The organism is Bradyrhizobium manausense, from assembly GCF_001440035.1.
GTDB classification, from domain to species: domain Bacteria; phylum Pseudomonadota; class Alphaproteobacteria; order Rhizobiales; family Xanthobacteraceae; genus Bradyrhizobium; species Bradyrhizobium manausense.
The window spans coordinates 41449-67285 of the sequence record NZ_LJYG01000026.1 but is presented as its reverse complement, the minus strand read 5'-3'; the positions used below and the strand labels follow the sequence as shown (position 1 = coordinate 67285).

At 62.0% G+C, this 25837-nt stretch carries 23 protein-coding genes; 4 read left to right on the top strand and 19 right to left on the bottom strand.

The features are described from left to right. Positions 1-733: 733 nt before the first annotated feature. Genes AOQ71_RS05290 through AOQ71_RS05270 form a run of 5 tightly spaced genes read right to left on the bottom strand, consistent with a single transcriptional unit; the run spans position 734 to position 5432 of the window. Entirely contained in the window at positions 734-1783 is a 1050-nt protein-coding gene (locus AOQ71_RS05290) for a branched-chain amino acid ABC transporter permease (RefSeq protein ID WP_057742768.1), read from the bottom strand. 5 nt (positions 1784-1788) lie between these two features. After that, entirely contained in the window at positions 1789-2658 is an 870-nt protein-coding gene (locus AOQ71_RS05285) for a branched-chain amino acid ABC transporter permease (RefSeq protein ID WP_057742765.1), read from the bottom strand. Between the two features lies 1 nt (position 2659). Further along, positions 2660-3361 carry an ABC transporter ATP-binding protein gene (locus AOQ71_RS05280; protein WP_057742763.1) on the bottom strand — a complete coding sequence of 234 codons (702 nt, stop codon included), beginning with the start codon at positions 3359-3361 and terminating at the stop codon, positions 2660-2662. Between the two features lie 3 nt (positions 3362-3364). Next, positions 3365-4081, bottom strand: a complete 717-nt coding sequence (locus AOQ71_RS05275; protein WP_057742761.1) for an ABC transporter ATP-binding protein — start codon at positions 4079-4081, stop codon at positions 3365-3367. Between the two features lie 22 nt (positions 4082-4103). Next, positions 4104-5432, bottom strand: a complete 1329-nt coding sequence (locus tag AOQ71_RS05270; protein WP_057742759.1) for an ABC transporter substrate-binding protein — start codon at positions 5430-5432, stop codon at positions 4104-4106. Between the two features lie 138 nt (positions 5433-5570). On the opposite strand from AOQ71_RS05270, the gene AOQ71_RS05265 reads away from it, so the two are divergent. From AOQ71_RS05265 to AOQ71_RS05255, 3 genes are all read left to right on the top strand, one after another. Continuing rightward, on the top strand, positions 5571-6380 hold the full coding sequence (locus AOQ71_RS05265) for an IclR family transcriptional regulator domain-containing protein (RefSeq protein ID WP_057742757.1): 810 nt from the start codon (positions 5571-5573) through the stop codon (positions 6378-6380). 103 nt (positions 6381-6483) lie between these two features. Then, the gene (locus AOQ71_RS05260) at positions 6484-8070 is read left to right on the top strand and encodes a 4-hydroxyphenylacetate 3-hydroxylase N-terminal domain-containing protein (RefSeq protein WP_157083389.1); all 1587 of its coding nucleotides are present in this window, start codon (positions 6484-6486) and stop codon (positions 8068-8070) included. A gap of 57 nt (positions 8071-8127) precedes the next feature. Further along, a complete protein-coding gene (locus tag AOQ71_RS05255; protein ID WP_057742755.1) occupies positions 8128-8613 on the top strand; it encodes a flavin reductase family protein in 486 nt (161 codons plus the stop codon). A gap of 152 nt (positions 8614-8765) precedes the next feature. On the opposite strand, the gene AOQ71_RS05250 is transcribed toward AOQ71_RS05255, so the two are convergent. From AOQ71_RS05250 to AOQ71_RS42650, 14 genes are all read right to left on the bottom strand, one after another. Continuing rightward, the gene (locus AOQ71_RS05250) at positions 8766-10556 is read right to left on the bottom strand and encodes an FAD-dependent oxidoreductase (RefSeq protein WP_245316724.1); all 1791 of its coding nucleotides are present in this window, start codon (positions 10554-10556) and stop codon (positions 8766-8768) included. A gap of 32 nt (positions 10557-10588) precedes the next feature. Then, complete coding sequence (locus AOQ71_RS05245; RefSeq protein ID WP_057743162.1) at positions 10589-11491, bottom strand: intradiol ring-cleavage dioxygenase; 903 nt, start codon at positions 11489-11491, stop codon at positions 10589-10591. A 25-nt stretch (positions 11492-11516) separates the two neighbouring features. Continuing rightward, positions 11517-12641, bottom strand: coding sequence for a maleylacetate reductase (locus tag AOQ71_RS05240; RefSeq protein WP_083513958.1), 1125 nt, complete (start codon positions 12639-12641; stop codon positions 11517-11519). 168 nt (positions 12642-12809) lie between these two features. Continuing rightward, positions 12810-13673 (bottom strand): helix-turn-helix domain-containing protein, encoded by an 864-nt coding sequence (locus AOQ71_RS05235; RefSeq protein WP_205668200.1) that lies wholly within the window; start codon positions 13671-13673, stop codon positions 12810-12812. A gap of 100 nt (positions 13674-13773) precedes the next feature. Continuing rightward, positions 13774-14976, bottom strand: coding sequence for an ABC transporter substrate-binding protein (locus AOQ71_RS05230; RefSeq protein ID WP_057742750.1), 1203 nt, complete (start codon positions 14974-14976; stop codon positions 13774-13776). Positions 14977-15122: 146 nt separating this feature from the next. Further along, the gene (locus tag AOQ71_RS05225) at positions 15123-16061 is read right to left on the bottom strand and encodes an SDR family oxidoreductase (RefSeq protein WP_057742748.1); all 939 of its coding nucleotides are present in this window, start codon (positions 16059-16061) and stop codon (positions 15123-15125) included. A 149-nt stretch (positions 16062-16210) separates the two neighbouring features. After that, entirely contained in the window at positions 16211-16510 is a 300-nt protein-coding gene (locus AOQ71_RS05220; protein WP_057743158.1) for a DUF1330 domain-containing protein, read from the bottom strand. Positions 16511-16614: 104 nt separating this feature from the next. Then, the gene (locus AOQ71_RS05215; protein WP_063958192.1) at positions 16615-17691 is read right to left on the bottom strand and encodes an alpha/beta hydrolase; all 1077 of its coding nucleotides are present in this window, start codon (positions 17689-17691) and stop codon (positions 16615-16617) included. 18 nt (positions 17692-17709) lie between these two features. After that, complete coding sequence (locus AOQ71_RS05210; protein ID WP_057742744.1) at positions 17710-18960, bottom strand: acyl-CoA dehydrogenase family protein; 1251 nt, start codon at positions 18958-18960, stop codon at positions 17710-17712. Positions 18961-19015: 55 nt separating this feature from the next. Further along, the gene (locus tag AOQ71_RS05205; protein WP_057742742.1) at positions 19016-20263 is read right to left on the bottom strand and encodes an MFS transporter; all 1248 of its coding nucleotides are present in this window, start codon (positions 20261-20263) and stop codon (positions 19016-19018) included. A 45-nt stretch (positions 20264-20308) separates the two neighbouring features. Then, on the bottom strand, positions 20309-20935 hold the full coding sequence (locus tag AOQ71_RS05200) for an NADPH-dependent FMN reductase (protein ID WP_057742739.1): 627 nt from the start codon (positions 20933-20935) through the stop codon (positions 20309-20311). A gap of 299 nt (positions 20936-21234) precedes the next feature. Next, the gene (locus tag AOQ71_RS05195) at positions 21235-22170 is read right to left on the bottom strand and encodes a helix-turn-helix domain-containing protein (RefSeq protein ID WP_083513956.1); all 936 of its coding nucleotides are present in this window, start codon (positions 22168-22170) and stop codon (positions 21235-21237) included. A gap of 10 nt (positions 22171-22180) precedes the next feature. Next, entirely contained in the window at positions 22181-23041 is an 861-nt protein-coding gene (locus AOQ71_RS05190; RefSeq protein WP_057742735.1) for a helix-turn-helix domain-containing protein, read from the bottom strand. Positions 23042-23448: 407 nt separating this feature from the next. Continuing rightward, positions 23449-23850, bottom strand: coding sequence for an SIR2 family protein (locus AOQ71_RS42650; protein WP_245316741.1), 402 nt, complete (start codon positions 23848-23850; stop codon positions 23449-23451). Between the two features lie 1555 nt (positions 23851-25405). On the opposite strand from AOQ71_RS42650, the gene AOQ71_RS49895 reads away from it, so the two are divergent. Further along, the gene (locus AOQ71_RS49895) at positions 25406-25699 is read left to right on the top strand and encodes a DUF3422 family protein (protein ID WP_057742731.1); all 294 of its coding nucleotides are present in this window, start codon (positions 25406-25408) and stop codon (positions 25697-25699) included. Positions 25700-25837: the final 138 nt, after the last annotated feature.

Genomic DNA, 25837 nt, shown 5'->3' with positions numbered 1-25837 from the left:
AGTCCGGGGACAACAGGAATCTTGGACGGCAGCGTAACTGCGGACGCGCGCTCGCGTTCTCGCGGCGCATTTCGCCCGAGCCTTGCTCATCGTTCCGCCCTCGTAAATCCAAGAGGGCGCAGGGAAGACCGGGTGCCGACCTCGCACCCGCGGTCCGCTGCGCGAAAATGTAGCGCAAAAAGACCGCACAGCAGCATACAGGTGGTGCCGAACACTCGGCCTTCCCTGCGCAGTGGTTTGACGGCTTATGCCGTGCTCTCCCGGGAGCCGAATTCCTTCTGGCCTCCCTCGCCCGCAGATTGGCAGTGCGCTTCACCCGGTTGGGCTCCCCGCACCTCCGCAAAGGCTTGACCGTAGCGACGACGGCCGGGACCACACGGTTTTGCCGTACGCCGGGGTTCGCCAGTTCGCCGCATGATCGTCCGGCCGTGTCGACGTTGCCGGAAGCATGCCGGCGAGACGAACCTGACAGCGCCGTTCGTCCGCGCGAAGGTCTCGGGCTCACAGGGACTACCCGCCCTGCCCGCTCCTCTCGCGCCCAACGCTGCCCGCGTCCACCGCAAGCCCGGCTCGCAATCAAGACGACTCGAGACCGCCCCTCAAGGATGAGCCGGGATGCGGCGATATATACGCTGTTTCCGAATTTCGGTAAAGTGGAATATTTTTGTGGAGAGGGGTTGACGGGGTGGCGGGTGTTTTGCCCGACGGGTAGCCCATCATCGGCGCGAGGTGGTTAGCCGTCGCCGATTGGAAAGATCGTTACATCGCGCCAATTTAAGATTAGGCCCCAGAGGCCGCGCGGCGCGAACAACATGATCAGGATTCCGAGCGTGCCCAGCAAGATGAGATACCAGGCGCCGAAATCGGCGAGATAGCGCTGCATCAAATAGAAGACGACGGCGCCGATGACCGGGCCTTCCATCGTGCCGATGCCGCCGATCACGACGATGAAGATGACGTAGGCGGTCCAATCCAGCACCGAGAAGGCGGCATCCGGCGAGATCCGCGCCTTCTGGAGATAGATCAACGCACCGATCATGCCGGTCATGGCCGCGGTCGCGACATAGACGGCGAGCTTGATGCGGTAGATATCGACGCCGAGACCCGCGGCGGCGGCCTCCTGGTCGCGGATTGCGCCGAGTGCGAGGCCACGGCGCGAGCGCAAGATGAAGTAGACGGCGGCGAGCGTGGCGACCACGAGCGTCAGCGCCACCCAATAGGAAACGATGTCGCGCGCCGCCGGCGTGCGCACGTCGAGCAATGCCCTCACCTGTTCGATGCCGGGCACGGATGAGGTAACCGATGACGTGAGCGAGGTGCCGGTGCCGCCGCCGAGCGGCTTGATCTGCGCGAAGACGAGACGATAGACCTCGGCCACCACCCAGGTCCCGATCGCAAAATAGGCACCGCGCAGGCGGAACACGATCAGCGCCGTCGGCAGCGCGCACAATGCGGAGATGACGCCTGCGAGCAGGATCGCAAGCAGCGGATTGAGTCCACCGATCAGCGTCAGCGCAAACAGGAGATAGCCGCCGAGGCCGACAAAGGCCTGCTGGCCTACCGAGATCAGGCCGGCATAGCCTGCGAGCAGGTTCCAGCATTGCGCCAGCGCCAGCATGTAGAACAGGAAGATGAAATCCTGAACCAGGGTGCGGCTGGCGACCATCGGCAGCAGCGCCAGCACCAGGACGATGAGGACGGCGATCGACGCGGCGATGCGCGGAGCGCCGCCCGCGGTTTCGATGCGGAAGGTCTGTGCGGGCTTCGCTGCGGAATCATCCATCGCGGTCAATCCTGCGCGCGCGGAAACAGGCCGCGCGGCCGCACCACGAGCACCGCGAGGAAGGCGAGATGGCCGGCTAGGATCTGCCACTCCGGGTCGATGCGCGCGCCGATGGTCTGGGCGAGCCCGAGCACGATGCCGCCTGCGAGCGTTCCCCAAAAGCTACCCAGGCCGCCGATGATCACGGCCTCGAAGGCGTAAAGCAGCCGCGCCGGGCCGATGGTCGGATCGAAGTTCGCCCGCAATCCGAGATACAGCGCCGCGATCCCGATCACGACGAAGGCAAGCCCCATCGCGACGGCGAAGATCCGCCTGTGATCGACACCCATGAGCTGGGCAACTTCGAGATCATCCGACGTGGCGCGAAACGCGCGCCCAACCGGCGTGCGGTAGAAAATGAAATTGAGCAGCACGATCACGGCAATGGCTGATAGCATTGTCAGCAGCGGCACGACGCCGACCGCAATGCCGCCACCAAGCGGGATCGAGGCGGTCTCGATGGGGCCTGAACGCAGCCGCTGGCTGTCCGCGGAGAAAGTCTGCAGCAGGCCGTTCTGGATGATGATCGAGAGCCCAAAGGTGACGAGCAGCGGCGGCAGCAGATCGCGCCCGAGCGTGCGATTGAGCAATACGTGCTGGAGCGCAAAGCCGAGGACGAACAGGATCGGCGTCGCCACCAGCACGGCAACGAAGGGATCGAGGCCGAGTTTCGTCGCGACGGCGAGGATCGCAAACGCGGCGAGCACGATGAGGTCGCCATGGGCGAGGTTGACGAGCCGCATGACGCCGAACATGAGCGACAGCCCGGCGGCGAACAGCGCATAGAGACCACCGAGCAGAACGCCTTGTATCACTGCGTCGATCCAGCCGGTCATCTCACGTCCCGAAATAGGCGCGGTGAATTTGGTCGCGCGTGAGATCGCGCGGGCGGCCGGTGAGCGACAGCCGTCCCTCCTGGAAGCAGTAGACGCGGTCGGCGACCTTCATCGCCTGCACGACGTCCTGCTCGACCAGCACGACGCTGGTGCCCTCCGCCTTTATTCTCGGCAGCGCGGCATAGATGTCGGCGATGACGATCGGCGCCAGCCCCAGGCTGATCTCGTCGCAGAGGAGAATGCACGGATTGGACATCAGGGCACGCCCGATCGCGACCATCTGCTGCTGGCCGCCCGACAGGGTCGGCGTCGCCGAGGATCGCCGCTCCTTCAGGATGGGAAACAGGGCTTGGACGCGATCGAGTGTCCACGGTCCCGACGTCTTGCGGCCATAGCCGCCGATCAAGAGGTTCTCCTCGACGGTGAGCGAGGGAAACAGCCGGCGTCCCTCCGGCACGAGCGCAATGCCAAGCTTGACGATCTCGGCCGCGGGGCGCGCGCCGATCGGGTTGCCATCGAGCAGTACGCTGTCGGCCGAGCCGTGAATGAGTCCTGCGATGGACTTGAGGAAGGTCGACTTGCCCGCACCGTTGGCACCGATGATGGCAATGGTCTCACCCTTCTCCAGCGTGGTGTCGATGCCGTAGAGCGCCTGGAAGTCCCCGTAGAAGGCTGTGAGATTGTGCGTCTCCAGGAGGGCCATGGCTCAAGCCTCGATGCCGATATAGATCTGATGCACGTCGGGCCGCTGCATCACCGCTTTCGGCTCACCCTCCGCGATCTTGCGGCCGAAATTGAGCACAACCAGGCGGTCGATCACCGCGAGCAGCGCGTGCACGACATGCTCGATCCAGAGGATCGCGACGCCGGTCTTGCGGATCTCGCGGATGGTGGCGACGAGTTCGCCGCATTCACCCTCGGTCAGCCCGCCGGCGATCTCGTCGAGCAGCAGGAGTTTTGGGGCGGTCGCGAGCGCGCGCGCCATCTCAAGCCGCTTGCGCTCCAGCAGCGTCAGCGAGCCCGCCAGCGCATTGGCGCGCCTGAGTAGGCCCAGCCGTTCCAGAATCTCGCCGCAGGCCTGCGCGACCTCCCGCTCGGACTTTTGGCGACCATAGACCGCACCGACCAGCAGGTTCTCGAACACGGTGAGTTTTTCAAACGGCTGCGGGATCTGATGGGTGCGGCCGATGCCGGCACGGCAGCGCGCAGGCGGCGCCACACCGAGAAGATCACGGCCATCGAAGCGGATGTGGCCGGCGGTCGGCGTCAGGCCGCCGGCGATCAGGTTGAACAGCGTGGTCTTGCCGGCGCCGTTCGGGCCGATGATGCCGACAGCTTCACCGGGCGCGACGACGAGATCGAGAGCGTCGGCGACGACGATCGAGCCAAAACTTTTTCTTAAGCCCGTGACTTCCAGCAGCATGAGATATCAACGCGCGGCGCGATCAGGCGATGGCCTCCATCTGGCCGCCGACGGGAATCGCGGGTACCGTCTTGTTGTTGGTGATGACAATATCGTACTTGCCGTCCTTGAGCCGCCACTGGCCGCCGACCAGCGGAGTCTTGGCGACGTTCTTGGCGGCGAAGGGCGGCAGATTCGCACCGCCCCACTGCACCTTGCCGACGACGGTGTCGAGATTGGTCGCGGCGATCGTCGCGGCGATCGCCTTGCCGTCGCGATCCGGCGTGCGCTTGAGCACGTCGACCGCGACCTCGAACAGCGCATGCGCAAATCCGATCGGCTGGGTCCATTGCTTCTTGGTCGCAGCCTCATAGGCACCGGCAAGATCCTTGGCGCTCGCGCCGGTCAGCGACGACTTGAAGGGATGGCTCGGCGACCACCACACCTCCGACGACAGATTGTGCCCGTCCTTGCCGAGCGCCTCGACCGCGACGGGGAACAGGATGGCTTTGCCGATCGAGGCGACCTTCGGCTTAAAACCTTGCTGAAGCGATTGCTTCCAGAAGGTCGTGAAATCGGGCGGCAGCACCACGCCGGTGATGATCTCGCAATTGGCGCCCTTGAACGCGCCGATCTGCGCCGAAAAATTGTCGGTGAGGTTCTGGTAGCGGCCGGGATCGGTGAGCTTGTAGCCGCCCTTGTCGAGCACCGGCGGAAAGCCGACGGCCTTGTCGCCCCAGGCGTTGCCGTCGCCGTCGTTGGGAAAGAGACCGCCGACGGATTTGTTGGTCGCCACTTGGCCCCACATGTTGGTGAACACGGCGATGACGTCCTCGAGCCCCCAGAAGAAGTGATAGGTGTAGTTGAAACCCTTCCACGCCGGCGGGCCACCGCCTGGATTGGCCTGGCGGCCGATGAACCAGGGCTGCCACGGCGCCACGGTGGAGATGCACGGCACCTCCTCAATCTCGCACTGGGTCGAGACCGGGTTGGTCGTTTCCGGCGTCGAGGCCACCAGCATCAGGTCGATCTTGTCCTGGACGATGAGATCCTTGGCGACCTCGGCGGCGCGGTTCGGATTGGACTGGCTGTCCTTGACGATGACCTCGACAGGCACGGTGGCGTTGCCGATCTTGAGGCCGGCCTTCGCCGCTTCCTTGAACCCGGCAATGATGAAGTTGTCGGCCTCAGCGAACGCCGCGAGCGGGCCGGTCTGAGGCGAGACGTAGCCGAGCTTGATCGCGCGCGCCTGCGCGATCGCGGGCGCCTTCAGTCCCGTCGCGAGCACAGCGCCGGTTGCGGCCGAGTATTTCAGGAGCGTGCGGCGGTCGATGGAATGACGATGAGTCGAGTTGATCGTGCGGCAGGTCATGTGCGCGTCCTCCCCTCTGGATGCGCCGGATTCTCATCGTGGATCGATTGACACACGGGCCGGCGTTCGATATTCGAACATACGTTCGTATGTCGACCAGTGTCCGCCAGAGCTCAGATGGAGTCAACAGGCCAGCGAATGATGCAAGCTGCAACACCTGACAAAGGCGAGCCGAGCCATCGCAAGGGCGAGCCCGACGACAAGGAATTCATGACGACGCTGGCCAAGGGCCTCGCGGTGCTGGGCGCGTTCGGCCGGCACCGGCCCAGCATGACGCTGTCGGAGGCCGCCCAGGTCGCTGATCTCTCGCGCGCCACCGCACGGCGCGTGCTGCGGACGCTGACCCAGCTCGGCTATGTCGAACAGGACGGCCGTTCATTCTCGCTGGCGCCGCAGATCCTCGATCTCGGATTTGCGTATCTGTCGACGCAAAGCTGGATCGATCGCGCAACACCGCTCATGCGCGAGCTGAGCGAGCGGCTCGGTGAATCCTGCTCGGCGGCCATCCTGCAAGGCAACGACATCGTCTATGTCGCGCGCATGCCGGCCCGCAGAATCATGTCCGCGACGCTGTCGGTCGGCAGCCGCCTGCCAGCGCTGCACACCGCGCTCGGGCGCATCTTGTTCGGCTATCTCGATGAAGCCGAGATCTGGCGGCGGCTGAAGTCGCAGCGCATCGAGGCCTATACGCCACAGACCATCACCGATCTGCAGGCGCTGTTCGACCGCATCCGCGCCGACCGCGCGCAGCGTTTTTCGATCGTCGATGAGGAGCTCGAGCGCGGCCTGCGCGCGCTGGCCGTCCCCGTGCTCGACCGCAGCGGCCAGGCGGTCGGCGCAATCAATCTATCGACCCATTCGACGCGGACGACGCGCAACGAAATGCGCGAGCACTTTCTCCCCGAGCTCAACCGCATCGCCGAGCAGGTCTCCGCGATGACGGTGTGATCGATCCCTTCCCTTGCCAATCGCGAGGGCCGGCCGTATCATTTCGCCAAGTTCGGAATACGGACACTAGTTCGATAATCGAACATAATGGGGAGATGATGCGATGGCAGACAAGGCAGCGGCAATGGCGATCCCGCCGGAGCACATCGGCAACGTCAAAGTGACCAAGCCGCAGACCGGCGCGGAATATCTGGATTCGCTGCGCGACGATCGCGCCGTCTACATCTATGGCGAGCGGGTCAAGGACGTCACCACGCACCCGGCCTTCCGCAACACCGCGCGCATGACCGCCCGCCTCTACGACGCGCTGCACGACGACAAGCACAAGGACAAGCTGCTGCTGCCGACCGACACCGGCAATGGCAGCACGACGCACGCCTTCTTCAAGGCGCCGAAGTCGATGCAGGATCTGATCGCGGGCCGCAATGCGATCGCCGAATGGGCCAAGATCACCTATGGCTGGATGGGCCGCGCACCGGATTACAAGGCTGCATTCCTGGCGACCCTCGGCGCCAATTCCGACTTCTACGATCCGTACCAGGACAACGCCAAGCGCTGGTACAAATTCTCCCAGGAGCGCGTGCCCTTCATCAACCACGCGATCATCCACCCGCCCGTCGATCGCGACCGGCCGCCGAACGAGGTCGCCGACGTCTGCTGCCATATCGAGAAAGAGACCGACGCCGGCCTGATCGTGTCGGGCGCAAAGGTGGTCGCGACGGGATCTGTGCTGACGAACTACACCTTCGTCGCCCATCACGGCCTGATTCCCCTCCAGGACAAGAAGTTCGCGGTCGTCTTCATGGTGCCGACCAACGCGCCCGGCGTAAAGTTCATCTGCCGCACGTCCTATGAGATGAGCGCGAGCGTGATGGGCAGCCCGTTCGATTATCCGATCTCGAGCCGGCTCGATGAGAACGACGCCGTGTTCATCCTCGACAAGGTGCTGGTGCCCTGGGAGAACGTCTTCGTCTATGGCGACATCGAGAAGGCGAACAATTTCTTCCCGCGCACCGGCTTTTTGCCGCGCTTTGTCGTGCATGGCTGCACGCGGCTTGCGGTGAAGCTCGACTTCATCAGCGGGCTTTTGCTGAAAGCGACGGAGGCCGCCGGCACCAAGGATTATCGCGGCGTGCAGGCCAATGTCGGCGAGGTCATCGCCTGGCGAAACCTGTTCTGGAGCCTGTCGGATGCGATGGTCAGAGATCCAAAGCCGTGGATCGGCGACTATGTGCTGCCAAACATGGATCCCGGCAACGCCTATCAGATCATCGCCACCATGGCCTACACCAAGGTTAAGTATCTGATCGAGCAGACCGTGGCATCGGGCCTGATCTATCTCAACAGCCATTCCAGCGATTTCAAGAACGCCGAGATCCGCCCCTATCTCGATCGTTACTTGCGCGGCTCCAACGGTTACAAGGCCGAGGAGCGCGTCAAGCTGCTCAAGCTGCTGTGGGATTGCATCGGCAGCGAGTTCGGGGGGCGCCACGAGCTCTACGAGATCAACTATGGCGGCTCGACCGAGGAGATCCGCCGCTACTGCCTGTTCGGCGCACAGGCGAGCGGCAATGCCGACCGCTTCAAGGGCTTTGCCGAGGACTGCATGGCCGAATACGACCTCGACGGCTGGAAGGTGCCCGATCTCACCGACCCCGGCGAGCTCAGCTACCACATGATGAAAAAGTGACTCTTGCAGACGGAGCGGCAACGCCGCTCCGTCGCTTGCTCAAGGGACTGTCGTGACATGAACATGCAGACCATCGATCCCAAGCTGTTTCGCTCCGTGATGGGCGCCTTCCCGACCGGCGTCGCCATCGTCGCGACGGAATGGCAGGGCGATTTGTTTGGCGCGACCATCAACTCGCTGACATCGGTGTCGCTGCAGCCCTGCATGCTGCTATTCTGCACCAATGAGGGCAGCGCGACGGGTGCAGCGATCCGGCAACGCGGACTATTTTCCGTGAACATCCTCGGCCACCATCAGTCCGACCTGTCGGCGCGTTTCACCGGGAAGCTCAAGAACCGCTTCGACGATCTGGCCATTGCCTTCAGCACTGACGGCTTGCCGCTACTGCAAGGGGCCGCCGCTCAACTCTGCTGCCGGGTTGCCGCCGTGCACAAGGCGGGCGATCACGATATCATTCTGGGAGAGGTGCTCTCGGGCGAGGAAGCGACCTGCAATCCGCTGGTCTTTCACAAAGGCGCCTATGGGAGGTTTCAATGCAATTGAGCGCTCGACCGAGCCGTCGAGTTGCTTAGCCTTTCACGCCTGCACACGCCCGTTCAGCGCCGGTGCGAACAATTCCCCTCCCTTGAGGCAAGCCGGTCTTCAAGCCGGCTGCCGTTCATTCCGTTCTGAAAAACTATCCGGGCAGCCTCGCATCACGCGGCGACGGACTTCGCCTGCGCCTTCGCACTACGGCCGAGGATCTGGCCGAACACGTCGAGCAGCACGTCGGGGGCATTCACTGCCGACTCTCTGGCGCGCCAGGCGACATACATGTCGGGACGCACCAGCACGCAGCCGTCCTCGTCGACTTCGCTCTGGCGGTACCAGTCGGCATAGATGTCGAGCCCATCGCAGCCTTGCGGGCCGATGGTGACGACATCGACCGGCAGGCCGTAGGCCTTCTCGACTGCGGCAGCCGCCGCCTTCCAGCCGTCGCCCCCGATCCCGGTGAGCAGCGTGAAACGGCCCTTGCCGACAAGATCGAGCGTCGATTTGCGCTGGCCCCGATGCTCGACCCAGACATGCGGCAAGTGCGCGCCGGGCCAAGTGGTGGCCTTATAATAAAGTTCGTGATCGCGGCTGAATGCCGGCATCGGCGTGCCGTCGGACACCACGGCGGTCGAGCCATAGCGCTGGTTCATCTCGACGCCGTGGCAGTTGAACTCGTAGCTCTTGATGGCGATGGCCTCATAGAGCTTCTTGCGACGCGCCTTGCCCTCGGCGGTCGGCGCCTTGCGCGCGGCGATCGCCTTGCGCGCCTCAATCGGATCGGTCGAGGCGACAAGTCCTACCGCCTCGAAGATCGGCGGGAACTCGCCGATGCTCTTGTTGGCGCGGGTCACGATCTGCTTGCCGACCGGCTGGCGCTCGGCCGAATAGGTCTCGAGCAGTGACGGAGCCGCATGGCCCTCGAGCACCAGCTTCAGCTTCCAGCACAAATTATAGGAGTCCTGGATCGAGGTGTTGGAGCCGAGGCCGTTGCTCGGCGGATGGCGGTGCACGGCATCGCCGGCGCAGAACACGCGGCCGGACGCGTAGTGGCCCGCATACATCTCGTTCACGGTCCAGGTCGAGGTCGAGCGGACTTTGACCTCCAGCGTCTCGTCGCCGACGAGATTGCGCACGATCGAGATCGCCTCGTCATTGCTGAGCTTGCGCTCGCCCTGCTCGATGTCGTAGCCCCAGATGATCAGCCATTCGTTCCAGGGCCGCACCATGCGGATCAGGCCGGCGCCGATGCCGCCGATCTCAGCGCCCGGCTGCAGCACCCAATAGAGGACGCTCGGCCTGTGCGCGACGTATTTGCTCAAGTCCGCCTGCACGATGATGTTCATGCTGCCGGCGCGGCCCATCTGACCCTCCATCGGCAGCCCGATGACCTCGGCAACCCGGCTGCGGCCGCCATCGGCGCCGATCAGATATTTCGCGCGGATCTGGTAGGTCTCGCCGGATAGCCGATCCTTCACCGTTGCCGTGACGCCGTCGGCATCCTGCACCAGGTCGACGAACTCGGTGTTGAAGCACAGCGAAGTGCCGCGCTGGCCGGCGGCCTCGATCAGGATCGGCTCGAGCAAATTCTGCGGCAGGTCGCAGATCCGGGTCGGGCTGGCGAGATCGTAATCCGCCTTGCGCGAGGGATGATTGCCCCAGGAATAGAGCCGGCCGAACTCCTCGCCGGCGAGGCTTTCGCAGAAAACGTTGTTGGCCATCAGATGCTGCGGCACCGCCTGCGCCACCGCCTTGTCCTCGAGGCCGAGATCGCGCAGCACCTCCATCGCACGCTGGTTGGTGATGTGGGCGCGCGGCGTGTCCGCCAGCCAGCCATATTTCGTCACCAGGATGTGCTTGACGCCGTACATGCCGAGCAGCGCCGCCGCCGTCGCGCCGGCCGGGCCGCTGCCGACGACAAGCACGTCGGTCTCAACAGGTTTGCTGGTCATCATCCTCTCCTTCGTCCTGTTGTTGGTTGCGATCGTCATTCCGCGGCCATCATCGGCCGGGGCACCCGCCCTGCGCCGGGCTTCATCTGGAAGTCGTAAGTCATCAGGTGCCACGGGCCGGAGACCCGCTCGCCGTTCGGCAGCGCTGCTTCGTTGCGCGGCTCGACGGGCGCGATGAGCTCGTCCTTGACGCCGAACACCACGTCGCTGCGCAGATATTGGTCGCCATCGAGGAAGACGTGTGTGATCAGCGGCTCGTAGCCTTCGGCCTTGACCAGGAAGTGCACATGCGCGGGGCGCATCGGATGACGCTGCGTAGCGGTGATGAGATCGCCGACCGGGCCGTCGATCGGGATCGGATAGCTGCACGGCAAGATCGTGCGGAACGAGAAGCGGCCGTCGGCATCGGTGACGAAGCGCGCGCGCAGCGACGGACCGTGGCTCGCGTAATCGGCCTTCTGCGAATCGTAGAAGCCGTCGTCGTCGGCATGCCAGACGTCGATCTCGGCACCGGCGAGCGGCTTGCCGGCGAGGTCGGTGACGCGGCTCTGCACGAACATCGCTTCACCGTCGATGCCCTCGGAGATATTGGCACCGTGCGGCTTAACGCGGTGCTCGCCGACATAGAACGGGCCGAGCACCGTGGTCTCGGTCGCGCCCTCGCGCTCGCGGTGATTGACGGCGTCGACCAGCATCGAGACGCCGAGCACGTCGGAGAGCAGGATGAACTCCTGGCGCAGCGGCGTGCAGGTCTGGCCCATGCGGGTCAGGAAATCGATCGCCTGATTCCATTCCTCGAAGGTGAGTTCGGTGCGGCGCACCAGATCGTGCAGCGATTTCACGGTCTCCTCGATGAGGAACTTGAGCCGCTGGTTCGGCGTGTTGGCGAAGCTGCTGATCACCTCGTCAGTGAGGTTATGCTCGTTGAAATTGGCCATGGTGTTGTCCTTGGATCCCTGAGATTCACTCCTGCGCGGGCGCATCGCCGCGCCAGGCTGCCGCGATCAATTGCTCGATCGGGGCGCGATCAATCGGTCTTGGATTGGCATAGGGGTTGCGCACCGCCATCTCCGCGGCGCGTGCGATGCCGTCCTCGGGCATTCCGAGGTCGGCGAGCGCGCGCGGCAGCGCGAGCTGCCGGGCAAGGTCAAACAGGCCCTGCGGGGCATTGGCGCCGTGCAGCGCGCGCGCGACGCGAGTCATGGCCTCTGGCGCGGCGGTGGCGTTGTAGGCGGCGGCGTGCGGCAGCACGATCGCGTGAGTTTCCGCATGCGGCAGGTTGAACATGCCGCCCAGCACGTGGCAGAGCTTGTGATGCAGCGACATGCCGACCGCACCGAGGCAGATGCCGCATAGCCAGGCGCCATAGAGCGCATCGCGACGGGCGCCGGGATCGGCGGGCGCCACCATGATGCGCGGCAGCCCGCGGGCGAGTGCGGCGATGCCATCCTCCGCCATCAGCGAGGTCAGAGGATTGGCGTCGGGCGCATAAAGCGCCTCGACGGCGTGGGCGATCGCGTTCAGGCCGCTGGCGGCGGAGATGTGCGGCGGCAGGCCGATGGTGAGATCGACGTCGTAGATGACGGTATCAGGCACCAGATCCTGGGATTGCTGCGTGGTCTTGATGCCGTTGCTGGTCTCGCCAAGAATCGGCGTCATCTCGGAGCCGGCATAGGTGGTCGGCATCGCGATATGCGGCAACCCCGTGCGCAGCGAGAGCGCCTTGCCGAGTCCGACCGTCGAGCCGCCGCCGATCGCGACCAGGCCGTCGATGTCGCGGGACTCCACAATCGCAAGCGCTTCGTTGGTCACTTCGACCGGCGTATGCATGCGTGCGCCGGTAAACAGCCCGGCGAGCCTGTCACCGAGCCCCATGCCGAGCCGCCGCCCGAGGTCGTGCTGCTCGCTTGTGGTCAGCACCAGCGCCCGCTTGATGCCGAGGCGCTCTGCCTCCTCGCCGAGTCGCGCCGAGGTGCCGGCACCGAACAGGACGCGATATTGCTGCGAACAGTAGGCAAACGCGCCCTCGCCGGCATCACCGGCCCTCGCAACGGACGCGCCTCCAGCGTCGGCCAGTGCGATGCTCATGGCAATCCTCCCAAGCCGGCGAACCGGCGATCTCATATCGTTGGGAGGAAGCTAGGGGCGGGCTGGCGCGGCGGGCCTGCACGAAACCGAAGAAAATCTGCACAAAACCGGAAAAATTGCACAGGGCCGAATCGGGCCTCCGACCGCCGTGGCCGCCATCAGCGGAACCTAGTGGCTGTGTCGGTATCGTCCGGGTGTAATGCCAGTAAAGCGGCGGAACATCCGCGTGAAATGCTCTTGATGGGAGAAGCCGCAAGCCAGCGCGATCTCGGCCAGACTCAGGGTCTCGTCGGCAAGCAGCGCCCTGGCGCGCTCTATGCGCAGATTGAGCACGTATTGATAAGGCGAGACGCCGTTGGTCGCCTTGAAAAGCCGCACGAAATACTCGGTGCTGCGGCCGCACAGCTCCGCCAGCTGGTCGAGGCGGATATCGCTATCGATATTGGCATCAACGAACTCGCGAATGCGTGCCATCTGCCTGCCACTGAGCAGGTTCGGATGCTTGCCGGCTTCCGTGCTCGGCTTGTGGAAGTTGATCGCCACGAAACGGTTGGCGATCGCTTGCGCGATCGGGTCGACGAAGAGCGACGAGGCCGGCAGACCTCCGGTGATGGTATCACCGATCGCCGCGGCAAGATGCTCCAGCACAGCGTCCTGATCGCCGAGCATCGGCGCGAGGCCGCTGGTCGCGCCTGACGACCCGCCAGGGCCGGCGAACAGGTCGGAACGCAGATAGATGTGGGTGGATTCCAGCGGTTCGCGCAGGAGCACGTTGCATGCATGGCCCGCCGGCAGGAAGAAAACGCCGCCGCGCGGGATGTGCCGGGCAACCGACTTGCCGTCCATCACATACGTGATGTCGACCGGACCGCCCCGATGCAGCACCATCAGATTGTCTGAAAGTGCGTGGAAGTGCCCCTCAAACGGCCGTTCGCGCTGAACCGAGGCAAATGCGGACGACCAGCCGAGCCCTTCGCTCGAGCCGCGGAATTCGGCCTGGAAGCGGTTCAGGACGCCGTGCGTCTCCTGCACCCCAAAATTCGACGTTGCCTGCATCCGACGGACCAAGGGCTCGAGGCTTCGGTGCCGCGGAGTAAATCCCAACGGTCCTCAGTTTTCAATATAATCGACCCTACTTGGTCGAGAGCACCTCCCCGAAGCGCTCCCACTGCTTGCCGGTGAAGCGCATGAATTGCAGCTGCTCGACCGGCAGATGGTCACTCTCGCCGGTATTGACCTTGATGCCGGGCAGTAGCATCGGCAATTCCAGGTCCTTGATCGACAGCGCCTGCCGCAGGATGTTCTCGCGACTGAGGTCGTTGCCGGCGGCCTTGAGCACGTGCTCCAGCACCATGCCGTTGTTGTAACTGTTGACGTAGTTGGAATCGCGGATATCGCCGTCAGGCACGTATTTGGCCATGTAGTCGCGCCACCCCTTCACGCCGGGATCGTCCGCCCATGCCGGATCGAGCGGATCCTTGACATAGGCGCTCGAGATGATGCCGGTGCCGGCGTCGAGCCCGGCGGGCTCCATCACCGAGGACATCCATACCGACACATTGGTCAGGAACATGATCGGACGCCAGTTGATCTCGTAAGCCTTGCGGATCGCCTGCGCAGCGAATTTCGGCGTCGCGGCGATCACGAACGCATCCGCGCCGGTCGATTTGAGCTTCACGATCTGCGAATCGACCGTCGGCTCGGTCGTCTCGTAGGTCGCCGCCGTGACTGCCGTCTCGTAACGATCGCCGAGCACGTCCCTTAGCCCGGCGAGGTAGTCGCGACCGAAATCGTCGTTCTGCGCCAGCACCGCGAAGGTCGCGTCGGCCTTCTTCTGCAGCGCATAGCGCGCATACATGCGGGCCTCGTTGCGGAACGGCGCCATCACCCCCATCAGCGTCAGGGGAAACTGCGCGGGATCACCGAACTTCGAGGCGCCGGAGGCGACGAACAGCTGGGGCACCTTCTTAGCCGCCAGATATTTGGCGATCGCCGTGTTGTGCGCCGTCCCCATCGTCGAGAAGATGAACGAGACATCGTCGCTCTCAACCAGCCGGCGCGTCTGCTCCACGGTCTTGGGCGGCACATAGCTGTCATCGAGCGAGAGCAGGTTGACATTGCGGCCGTTGATGCCGCCGCGGTCGTTGACCATCCTGAAATAGGCGACCTCGCCCTTGCCGAGGATGCCGAAGGCGGACACTGGCCCGCTATAGGGCATCGTCTGTCCGATGCGGATCTCGGTGGCGGTGATGCCGGGCCCGTCTTCGGCTACAGCCGGCGCCGCGAGAACGGACCAGACCACGTACAGCCCTGCAGCTGCGATAGCGCTTCGCATCGACACCTCCCTGATAGGCCGCTCTGAGAGCGGCTGTTTGTCCGGAGGATTGCTTCCCCCGATTCTTGCGACGTCTTTCGAATGACTCGGCTGCGAGCGGACGTCCAATGGAGATGGGCACGGTCCTCGCGCGCCGGATCGAAGTTCTAACCAATGCTCGCAGCCAAGCGCTTGGCCTCCGTCGTCGCTTGCCGGCGCATCGCTTCGAACTGTTGCCGTTTCGGATCGACGTCTCGATCGGTGGGGAACGACTGGAGTATCTCTCCGAAGGACTCTGCGACTTCGTCTTTGAATTCGCCGTGCGGAAGAATGTATGGCTCGTTGCCGACGATTCCTTCGACCACCCGTTCGCCTACGGCGAGAGGATCCATCCCGGCTTCCAACGGCGAACCGCCGGCCGCGAACGGGCCGCCCGCCGATTGAGCAGAAGCGGACGTGTTGAGGTGAAGCGTCGTGTCGACGAGATTGCTGCGAACCAGACCGGGACAAAGGAGCGAAACGCCGATGTTGTGCGGTCCGAGCGCCATACGCAACGACTCCGTCAGGCCGCGCACCGCGAATTTGGATGTCGAGTAGATGCCGCCGGGATTTGGAAGAGCGAGGATGCCGGCCATCGAGGAGGTGTTGACGATGTGACCACCTTCTCCGTGCGCCCGAATCCGGGGCACGAACGTCGCGACGCCGTTGACGACGCCCCCGACGTTGATGTTCATGACAAAATCCCAATCCGCGAAGCTCGCGTCTTCCATAGCCACCATGCTCGATACGCCTGCATTGTTGCAGAGTATGTGGACCTTGCCGAATACCTTCTCGGTCTCCGTCGCTGCCCGTGCCATTGACTCGCGGTCGGTAACGTCCAGACGGATCAGATGGTAGTTCTTGTTGGAGCGATCGAGGGCGGAAGCGGCCGCATCCAGATGCGATTGACGGACGTCCGCGATAACGACCTTCACCCCATGTTGCAGGAACGCGCGGGCCATTCCGAACCCGATCCCACTCGCGCCTCCCGTGATGAATGCGACCTTGTCTTCGATATCTTTCAATTGATGGTGCTCCTGATGCTTGCGCGCGCCCCTCGGCGTCATCGCGCCTCCTCGAGCATGAGCGAGAAGGTGGAGTGAAAGCCCCGCCGCTAGGCTACAGATACTGACCGGCATACTGTGAAACGAATTAGTGTCTCCACCTCCGGCCAGGCTCTTAATCGTAAGTTGCCAGACCCCGCTGCGGATAGCTGTTAGTCCTCGTGGCCCTCGATCATGACGAAATCGGAGGTGCTGGCTTCGTCGCGAATCTTGGCCGCAGCCTGATACTCCGGTGAGTCGTAGCAGGCCTTAGCTATTGCGTAGCTTTCGAACTCGATTACGACGTGGCGACGCCCTTGAAGTGCGTTGCCGTGCACTTCGCATGCGCCGTTTCGGACAAGGAACCGCGCTCCGTACTTCTTCAATGGTCCGGCGTTGGCCGCGATGTAGTCCTTGTAGCGCTCCGGGTTCGTGACGTTGATGTGACCGACCCAATATCCCTTCTTCGCCATCTCACACTCCTCTCGCGCTAACGGTCTGCTGACAAACCTGACCACCTCACTCGCACCTTCCAGCCGCTGCTTCACCACAAGTGCGGCGGCGCGAAAAATTGAAATTATCTTGGTCGTGACCCCACATATTCCGCGATCCACCTTTCCAGGAAGGCAGCGATGTCATCGCTGTTCTTTTCTTGCATCATCAGGTGGCCGTTGCCGCGCAGGCCGTGGTCCTCGAGCCGCAGATGGACGGCGCGCACGCCCGCCTGGACGAGATAATCGACGGTGCCGTGGTCGTGCATGGACCAGGCCGACGCCTCCGATGTCACGACAGCAACGGGCATCGATGCGAGGTTGGGAAGACGCCTCGCCGGCTCTTTCTGAACGAAGCAGTCCGCCAGCCCCGGCTTCGGAGCCTTGCGGATTTCGCGCCGCAGTTCAGTTGGGCCTTGGACGGGCGGATCGAACGTCATCGGGATCGCAGTGAGTCCGTAAGAGAGGTCGCCCAGCCCCATTGGCAATTGGGCGAAAGGCGGCCCCATTGGCTCAACCGCGACAATGCCTTTCACCAGGTGCGGTCGACTATCGGCCACGAGCCAACCGAAGGGCGCCCCCATGGAATGGGTGAGCAGGACCGCCGGACCGATACGATCCAGCAATTCGGCGCCGGCTCGCTGCATCAGCAGTTGGGTCTGTGCCAAAAACACAAGGAACGGACCTTGGGTCGCGATGAATTGGTCCAGGGCTGGATCACCGACGACGCCGGAGCCGGGCCACTGATTGTGCTTTTGCGCGTTCGGCCAGCTGTTCGGCTGCTTGCCGGGCGCGCTAAACAGCGTCATTGCAAATTCGTAGGTCAACGGAGGTGTCATGGGACCCAGAGCCTCCGGATGCAGGGGTGAGCGACCGTGCCCCGGGCGGTCGACGACGTAGACCGCGTAACCCTGTTTCAGAAAGTAAGTGGCCCATCCAGGCCGTCCATCGGCAGTACCGAGAAAATCCGTTCCCTGCCCCCCACCTCCATGCACCATCACGATGGGATATGGATGCCGGATGTGCTCCGGGATCTGATATTGCACGAACATCTGGCCCGCAGCGATGGTGCCATTCGGTGTCTGCTGGCGCACCAAGCCGGTCCAGAAGAATCCCTGGTCTGCCAGCACCAACGGAGCAGGTTTTGCTTTAGTTTGGGTCACGTCCCCCTCCGACTTTCTTCAGAGATCCAGAAAACCGGTCGGCAGCCCGAGATTGCTGCGACCAATGTACTTCGCGAAGGTCATGTATTGGGAGGACATGTGTCCTCGATACATCTGGGCGTCGCCAAAGTATCGAAGCATCCTTGAGCCCTTCCGCGCCGCGGTCGACCCGGCGGTCTGGAACAAGAGTTCGATGGCTTCACAGGCAAGACGTGCGCCGGTCTGCAGCATTCCCCAGAGTCGCAAGTTTTCTTCCACGGAGGCTTGCAAACCCGTCTTCGCCCACCGCTGGCAGTACTCCATGTGCTTGCGCAAGCCCTGGAGCAGCACGCCTTCGGCTGCATCGGTCAACGCTATGGCGCGGCCGTAGTTGACCTGGAAATCAGTCTCGAAGGCGCGCTTGATGAAGGGGGGAACAAATGTGTTTTGCGAGAACAGGATATCGCGATATTCATCGATCGCCGCGCGCGCGGCACCGATGATAGGCGATGTCAGGGACGCGTGATAAGGACCCATGAGAACGCCGAGATACATCGGGTTGCCATGCAATCGCGTTCCGGGTGTACCCTCGGAGAGATCCTGCTTCACACCCAGCGCGTCGAAGAACGCGGTCATGTGCTCGGGCACGAAGACGTTGTCCAGCTTGACGCTGTTCGAGCCGGAGCCGCGCATGCCCAAGGTGCGGTCTCCACCCCAATCGCCCAGAATTGTGTATTGCCCCCGCGGCACAACGAAATGGAGCATTCGTGGCGGAAACGACGTTTGAAGCAACGTTGCGCCCAGGAAGTGCGTGCTGTGCGGTATTCCCGACGAATATGGCCACACACCATTGATGATATAGCCGCCCTCGACCGGCAGGCACGTACCCCCCGGGGCAGCCCGGTGCGGTGACGCGAAATGTCCGGACGACCCGAAGATTTCGATCTGTGCAGCTTCCGACCAGTGCGAGGCTATGACCGGCGCATGAGATGCGGCCAACGTCAAGCACCACCCTGCGGACGGATGACCGCGCGATATCTCCACCATGACGCGAAAAAATGTTTCGTAATCGAACTCGTAGCCACCAAACATTTTGGGCTGCAAGATCCGATAGAAACCAGCATCGATGAACTTTTGCTGGATTTCGTCCGAATAATGTCCCCGCTCATCGGTCTCGTCCTGCGATTCCCGCAGCAGCGTTCTCATCGAGGCGGCGCGGTCGACCAGATCCTGCGGAGTGAGGTGAGGCTCCGGTGCCGGCAGGCTCTTGCGGATGGCCTGAACGTTCATTTCGATCTCCTGATATTTCCGTTGAGCGCGGTTGCAGCTAACCGGCGATAGGGATTCATGCGGGCGAACTCACAATCATTCTTTTGTGGCGCTCGAGCACCCGCGGCGCGGTTTCGTCCAGCATCAGGCAAAGCAAGCCTGCACAGATACAAAGCGAAGCGGCGATCCACATCGAGCTGGACGGACCGAACACGTCGGAAGCGATCCCGGCGAGGGCCGGGCCCGCGAAGCCGCCCGCGACCTCGCCTACCCCCATGATGAAGCCAAGCGCAGTGGCAACATGGGTCCGAGGGATCGTCTCGGAAGGCACGGTGGCCATGAACAATGAGAAGCTGCCAACGGCGAGATGGCCGACGCCCATCAACAACACCAATATTGGCAACGGTCCGTCGAACATGACGATCGCCACCGGGGCTATCACGCCGACGAAGCCTGACAAGATGAGCAAAGGACGGCGGCCAAATCGATCCGACAGCGCCGGCACGATGATCGAAGACGCGACCGTTGCGATACCGGTCGCGGCCACGGCAACGCTCATCACGCTGGGCGACAGACCGCGAACCTGCACCAGGTAGATCGGAAGGAACGTTATCTGGATCAGGAGCCAAGACACCATCAGGCAGCTCACGATCGCGCAAACCCAGATGTTGCGATGTTTCAGCATCGTCGAAAGCGGGATCGTGTTGCGCGCAGATTTAGCCGATATCGGAGCGGCACCCGACGAAGGTTCACGGATGAATGCGACGATCAGCGCCGCCACAACGAAGCCAGGCACCGCCGCAATGTAGAAAGCACTTCTCCAGCCGTAGATCTGCCCAATCGCGACGAGCACCAGAGGGGCGGCAAAATTACTTAGAAGCGCGCTGAAGAAATTCTGCAGAACGCCCATGTTGAAGCCGCGACGGTGCTCCGACGATTCCGCAGCCATGATCGATTGCGCGATCGGAAGTACGGGTCCTTCCGCAAATCCCATAACGAGGCGCGCGGCAAGCAACGTCAGAAACGAATTGGCGAGACCGGATCCTACCGAGCAGATCGAGAAGATCACTATCGCGCAGACCAGGAGCGTTTTACGATTTTGAAAATAGTCCGAAAGAGTGCCGACCGCATAGCCGGCGATTGCCCAGGTCAGCGCCAGGCCACCCGCGAGGGCACCCAGCTGGGTGTTGTTCAGATGGAGCTCAGGCACCAGAAATGGAGAGAGAAAATTCAGCGCCAGGCGGTCGAAAAATACGAAGCCAAACGCCGCTCCCATCAAGACGACAACGAGATTCTCATAACTAAAGATGCGATTCTTGCTCATGAGCCCTCCCTAGTGTTTCCCGTTCTGGTTGTTTGCGGCCGCGTTCTATGCGCATTGCGCCGGCGCGGCTTCTGATATTTGAGGCGCGAGCCCATTGCGCCGGCTCTCATATAGCCGCCGCATTCTCGCGAACTCGACGACCTGCTCGGCCACGAATGCGAGCTGTTGCGCTATGATCGGATCACTGCACGCACCATCAGCGGAAAATGGCCTCTGCGCGGCGTTAATCACCGCTGAAAATGGAGTCGGCCAACCGCGCAGCGCGTGAACAATCGTCCGCAGAGTCCCCAGCGTCGCTCCCATGGCCTGGGCTCCGCCCGCGCATACGATGGCGCCGACAGCGCGTCCGGCAAGATAGCTGCGCGCGTCGGCGCGGAGATCCTCGGTGTAGTCTATTGCGTTCTTCACCAGGCCGGAGATCGAGCCATGATAGCTTGGGGTGGCTATGATGACGCCGTCTGCGGCGCGCAGCGCTTCGACCAGCGACGTCGCACGTTCCGTACGTTCAATGGCGTCGTAGTGAGGGAGATTCAACGATTGCCCGGCGAAGATCTGCGTTTTCGCACCGAGCCGCGCGGCTTCCGTCAAAGCCAGGCGGAGCGCCCTCTCCGAGGTTGATCCGTCGCGCAACGTGCCGCCGATCCCGACGACGAGCGGAGACCAGTCCTTCATCGCAGCGGCCCACTTTCCTGCGCAGCACGATCACCCGAGGTGGAAGGTTCCTCGAGCGAATGCTGGCCAATTCGGATATGCGAGCACCCTCGCCCGGCATCGAACAATGCCATGCGCGTCTCTCCCCATCATCGGCGCCGTGATTGCGTCTGGCGCCTCTTAGTGGGGTGAAAGTAGGACATGCCTGATAGCCAAGCCTGCACAAACCGGACCGGTTTGCAGGAAACTGACACAAACTGCCTGCTTCGTTTACGGGAAACGAGCCAGCGTTCAGATCGGAAAGGCAGGTCGTGGCGTTCTTAATTCATTGCCCGTCGATAAGCGCCCGGCGACAAGCCCGTCATCCGACGGAACGTGTTCGTGAAATGTTGCTGGTGCGCAAACCCGCATTGCCGCGCCACATCCGCAAGGCCAATGTTTGTGTCCGTCAGGAGTCGTTTTGCATGATGAATTCGCACCCCCACAACGTAGCGGTGAGGAGACACGCCCAGCGAAGACTTGAACACCCGTATGAAATACTCGGGACTTACGCCGCAGATCGCAGCCAAATCGTCCAGCTTGATGCAATCGGCGATATTAGCTTCGACAAAATCACGAATCGAGCGGACGCTACGTGTACTCAGCTGGCGTTCCACAGCACCCGGCGCTTTCCGCTCCCGTGCATTGAGCACGACAAGGCGATTGGCTAATGCATGCGCAATCGAATCGGCCAGGAGGGAACACGAGGTATCACCCTCACGCACCATTTCTTCCACCACTGCCAGGAGATTGCTGGTTAGAGGCTCCGGCTCACCCAACAAAGGCAAGAGGCCAAAATCGGAGTTCTGCACTTTACCTTCAGAGCCGGAAAACAGTTCAGGACGCAGGTACACATGGATCGAATTCAACGGCGTATTTAGCGTCACCTCACAGTCGCGGCGCGGCGGCAGGAAAAAGATCCCCTTCTCCTGCAAGTGCCTGGATACGACACGTCCATCGATCCGATAGGTAACATCGACTGGTCCACTAGCTGCAGTCACCAGCAGGGCGTTGGCATTGGCTTCGAAGCGGCCCCTGAACGGCTCTTCCCGCTGAACCGATGCGAACATAGTCGACCAGCCGAGCCCCGCACTGGATGCCTCGCGTTTCACGGCGAACTGTCGCAGCACGGAATGGACCTCGCCTCCGTCAAAAGGCCGCACGGTATGCTCATTTTGCGCTGCGGCTGGCGATGGTGGATCGGAGCGTTTCTGCATTGTCCCTTGTTCAGTTGACGCTGCGACGGTATCGACCGGGCGTTTGACCGGTCAGCCTGCGGAAGGCACGCGTCAAGTGTTCCTGATGGGAGAAGCCACAGCGCAGTGCTATCTCAGCGAGGCCTTCCTGGTCTTGCTCGATCAATCGCTTGGCCCGTTCGACACGTGCCGCGATCACATATTGGTATGGTGACTTGCCGGTCGTTGCCGCAAAAGCCCGAACGAACGACTTTGTGCCGATGCCGCACGCGCTGGCCATCGCAGCAAGAGTGATCTCACCCTCGAGATTTGCCTCTATGAAATCCTTGACGCGCCGGAGTTCGTTGTCCGGCAGCCCAGCGGTCTGAACCTGCCACGGTTCGCTACTCCTGCTGATCGCGGAGACCCTATTCGCAAGCGCCCGCGCGATCGGATCGATGAAGAGATCTGAATTCGAGACGTTCTCGCAAACCGCCTGCTCAACCGCCTGCGCCAGATGCTGTATAACCACATCCCGTTCGACCAGCAGCGGCGTAACATTGTGGACAGGAATTAAGTTTGCGCGGAGATAAATATGGAGAGTATCCAGCGCTCCATGCAATCCCACCTCGCACGCTTGACCTGCCGGCAAAAAAAAGATGCTTCCTTTCGGAATGCAACGTGAAGTGACGTGCCCGCCGGATGCAAAGGTCGTCTGCACGGGGCCGCTGCGGTGCAACACAATGAGGTCGTCAGCAATCGCGTCGAACCGCCCCTCGAACGGATTCTCCCGTTGGATCGACGCGTAAATCGAAGACCATCCATGCCCCTCACTCGTTGCACGGATGTCCGCACCAAACCGCTGCAGAACACCGTGGGTATCGGAGCCTCTAAACTCGCGCTTGGCTTCCATCTCGTGCTCCGCGTGTAGTCAACTGACGGGGCCCGCTGCAGCGCAATATGCGCCTCGTGGTGATGAACGATAGTTCACTATAACCACGATGCTGTAAGCACGCCAGCGCCTTCCATGGCCGGTTTTGCGTCAGACAACCTCCGCCAAACCTGGCAAATTTTTTGCTGGAAGGGGTCTAGCCGGCACGATTGTCGGCGCTGCTCCGTTCTGCGCGTGAGCTGCCGACACGAAGCCGCCGGTCGGCGTCCTCGTCAACGCCGCAACAAGGCTGCACGACGAAGGGAATCTACCGGAGAACGTCGATAACGTGGACCTCGATCGCCGCGACTTCAGGCGACGAAGCGCCGGCAGAATGTCAAGCTCGATGGGGCTATGAACACACAAGCCCGGAAAACTGGATCCCGTCGTTATCCATACTGAAGCAATTCATCGAACCCGACGATGGGGACGATCTGGAAATTGGTGCCTATTGCTGCTGCGAGTTCTTTGACCAAGGGCGAAAGCGATTGCTGCATGTCGCTCTCGCGAACACACCAGTACACCCCTTGCGCAAATCTATTTGTCGCATTGATCTGCTTGAGCAAAAACTCCCTCATAATCGATGGCTCGTTGCCGCGATATCCCACCACGATAAGCGGATGATCGCGCAGCAGCGGGACCAATCGCTGGACAATCGGTGCATCCAGCTGCTCCACCTCGTTGTCCAGGTTCTTATCTGAATAGTGTTCGACGGATCCGTGCAGATAGACGAGTTGCGGATCGGGCGAGGCGGCATTGAATCTGACGAGATCATCAAAGAGCTTTTCAATGATCTTGGGATATTGATCGGCGAGCGGACATTTAGGATCCGAAGACCGACGGCCAGTTGTACGAAATTTGTAAGGGGTAACTTTCGCGTCTATTTAGAGGCCGAAAGAACGATAAAAACTCGTTTGAAATCAGCATGGTAGCGGGGGTCCGCTACACGGCTAGACCCACTATTTCGGAAGCCCTGTTTTCTTACTGGAGAGCAGCCTAACTCGGAAGGTCGGATCTCGATAGTCCGACCCAAACCGCCGTTCGTGCGCGATCCCTCGCCCGCCAAGGATCGTCGGGAGGCGCAACACCCGGTCCTTGCCGAATGGTTCCCAAAACGCGAAAGACAATTCCCTTGGGTCGCCTAAGCAGACATGCCAAGAATCGCTGGTTGCGGGGGAACGCAAAGCCCGATTTTCGCGATTGGTTGAAGGAACCATTCCGCTCTTAGCAGCCTAGAGGGGTCCACGCGGTCGTGTCGTGTCGTCTGCGCGAACTTCTCTTTGCCAAGGTTGCGGCCAAAACGTTCGACTTCCTTCACCCCGAAATGGCGCGATAACAGGCGTCTAGCGTGAACTGGCTGTCGGCAGCCGCCTTCCCTGCCAGCAAATTATCACCTCCATGCCTGCTCAGAATGAAGACGCGGGCACAGAGCCAAACGCGCGGCTGCGCCGGAATCGAAAGGGGCCGCCTCACAGCGACCCCTTGCCGGTTACAATCTTGTTCGGGATGAAATGCCAGCCCCGGCGTTGTCCACCTAAAGGTATCTTTATGCCGAGTGGAATTCCGGATAACTACTGTTCGGAGTGCTGACCTAATTCTCGAGTGCCATGAAGAAAACTCGTTCAACGCTACACTCAGTGAATACCCGCAAGCTCGATCCCCCTGCCGACCAAGGGCATTGTCGTCCCGGCCCGGCCCCGATGGCTCCAAGAAGTGAAGCAGGGCCGATATCGTCCGCCCGAGCGGCTGATCACGCGTGGCGGCCACATTAACTCAACCGCTATCCCTGGATCGTCGAGGCGGCAAGGTCTGCATGAGGGACCATCATGCTTGGCGCCGCATCACCGGTTTCAACGCCCTTCACTCGCCCAGGCACAGGAGGAAGTGCAGTTTTGCGCTTTCGACGTTCCCGTCGAACTCGTGACGACCTTCTCATGCTTCCGTCAATGCGGAAGAGAACTTGGAGCGCTTAATGGCGCGTCGTCCTGAGGGCACTTTCTTAATCCCCTCGAACGTGGCGAGCCTGGGCCTGATAGATTTCGAGTTGCCTGCGACATGGAAGAATTGGCATCGAAATGCCGCGACTGGCCCTACGATGCTGGAAGTTGTCGTTACCGGATCAAAGTGAGGAACTGCACGCATCTGGAATGGAGCGAGCGCTTGACGCATTCGCATGATCACCCTAAGTCGGCAATCACACTGCGTTGATATCAGCGAATGCGCCATCGCAGTTTTCGAGACGGCGGAAGTGAAGATTACGCCAAAGGGATTTTATGACCCGTCATTCCTTGCACTGACGCTGCTAGCTAGCCGCCTGGCGAGCGATCACCGTGCAAACAGGCAGAAGTGGAGCAGGACGCCTCGCCGACCAGGCGCGCCGAACAGGTTTTTAACAAGAACAGCCTAGCTATGGTTGCTACAAAGAGCGGCGCAGGCGTTGCCGCCTCAGACTTCCGCGTAGACGAAAAAGGCTTTACGAAAATTCTCGTCTGCGACCTTGGATTGACGTCGCACGTTATCGGAGCGCTGGTGCAACGGCTGCTGGAGATCGAGACCTACCGTCGACTGGCGCTGCTTGGCCTGTCAGCCGCCCTTGAGCTTGCACCTTCCGTTGATCGCATCGACTGCCGCCTTGTTTAGGCGCTCGAAAAAAAGCAGAGCGGTGAGGGGCTGCAGTTCAACAACGATTTGCTTGCCGAGCCGACTGCGCTGGCCGTCTCCTTCGAAAATGGCGCGACCGGAAGCCTGTTTCGCTTCGGCGCCAGCAGGGCCTACAAA

Excerpts from the sequence above, each read along its gene's own strand:
- AOQ71_RS05275 (WP_057742761.1), bottom strand. The coding sequence starts at position 4,081 with ATGCTGCTGGAAGTCACGGGCTTAAGAAAAAGTTTTGGCTCGATCGTC.
- AOQ71_RS05290 (WP_057742768.1), bottom strand. The coding sequence starts at position 1,783 with ATGGATGATTCCGCAGCGAAGCCCGCACAGACCTTCCGCATCGAAACC.
- AOQ71_RS05240 (WP_083513958.1), bottom strand. The coding sequence starts at position 12,641 with ATGAGCATCGCACTGGCCGACGCTGGAGGCGCGTCCGTTGCGAGGGCC.
- AOQ71_RS05250 (WP_245316724.1), bottom strand. The coding sequence starts at position 10,556 with ATGATGACCAGCAAACCTGTTGAGACCGACGTGCTTGTCGTCGGCAGC.
- AOQ71_RS05205 (WP_057742742.1), bottom strand. The coding sequence starts at position 20,263 with ATGAGCAAGAATCGCATCTTTAGTTATGAGAATCTCGTTGTCGTCTTG.
- AOQ71_RS05270 (WP_057742759.1), bottom strand. The coding sequence starts at position 5,432 with ATGACCTGCCGCACGATCAACTCGACTCATCGTCATTCCATCGACCGC.
- AOQ71_RS05245 (WP_057743162.1), bottom strand. The coding sequence starts at position 11,491 with ATGGCCAATTTCAACGAGCATAACCTCACTGACGAGGTGATCAGCAGC.
- AOQ71_RS05190 (WP_057742735.1), bottom strand. The coding sequence starts at position 23,041 with ATGGAAGCCAAGCGCGAGTTTAGAGGCTCCGATACCCACGGTGTTCTG.
- AOQ71_RS05210 (WP_057742744.1), bottom strand. The coding sequence starts at position 18,960 with ATGAACGTTCAGGCCATCCGCAAGAGCCTGCCGGCACCGGAGCCTCAC.
- AOQ71_RS05230 (WP_057742750.1), bottom strand. The coding sequence starts at position 14,976 with ATGCGAAGCGCTATCGCAGCTGCAGGGCTGTACGTGGTCTGGTCCGTT.
- AOQ71_RS05220 (WP_057743158.1), bottom strand. The coding sequence starts at position 16,510 with ATGGCGAAGAAGGGATATTGGGTCGGTCACATCAACGTCACGAACCCG.
- AOQ71_RS05280 (WP_057742763.1), bottom strand. The coding sequence starts at position 3,361 with ATGGCCCTCCTGGAGACGCACAATCTCACAGCCTTCTACGGGGACTTC.
- AOQ71_RS05260 (WP_157083389.1), top strand. The coding sequence starts at position 6,484 with ATGGCAGACAAGGCAGCGGCAATGGCGATCCCGCCGGAGCACATCGGC.
- AOQ71_RS05285 (WP_057742765.1), bottom strand. The coding sequence starts at position 2,658 with ATGACCGGCTGGATCGACGCAGTGATACAAGGCGTTCTGCTCGGTGGT.
- AOQ71_RS05195 (WP_083513956.1), bottom strand. The coding sequence starts at position 22,170 with ATGCAGAAACGCTCCGATCCACCATCGCCAGCCGCAGCGCAAAATGAG.
- AOQ71_RS05200 (WP_057742739.1), bottom strand. The coding sequence starts at position 20,935 with ATGAAGGACTGGTCTCCGCTCGTCGTCGGGATCGGCGGCACGTTGCGC.
- AOQ71_RS05255 (WP_057742755.1), top strand. The coding sequence starts at position 8,128 with ATGAACATGCAGACCATCGATCCCAAGCTGTTTCGCTCCGTGATGGGC.
- AOQ71_RS05265 (WP_057742757.1), top strand. The coding sequence starts at position 5,571 with ATGATGCAAGCTGCAACACCTGACAAAGGCGAGCCGAGCCATCGCAAG.
- AOQ71_RS05225 (WP_057742748.1), bottom strand. The coding sequence starts at position 16,061 with ATGACGCCGAGGGGCGCGCGCAAGCATCAGGAGCACCATCAATTGAAA.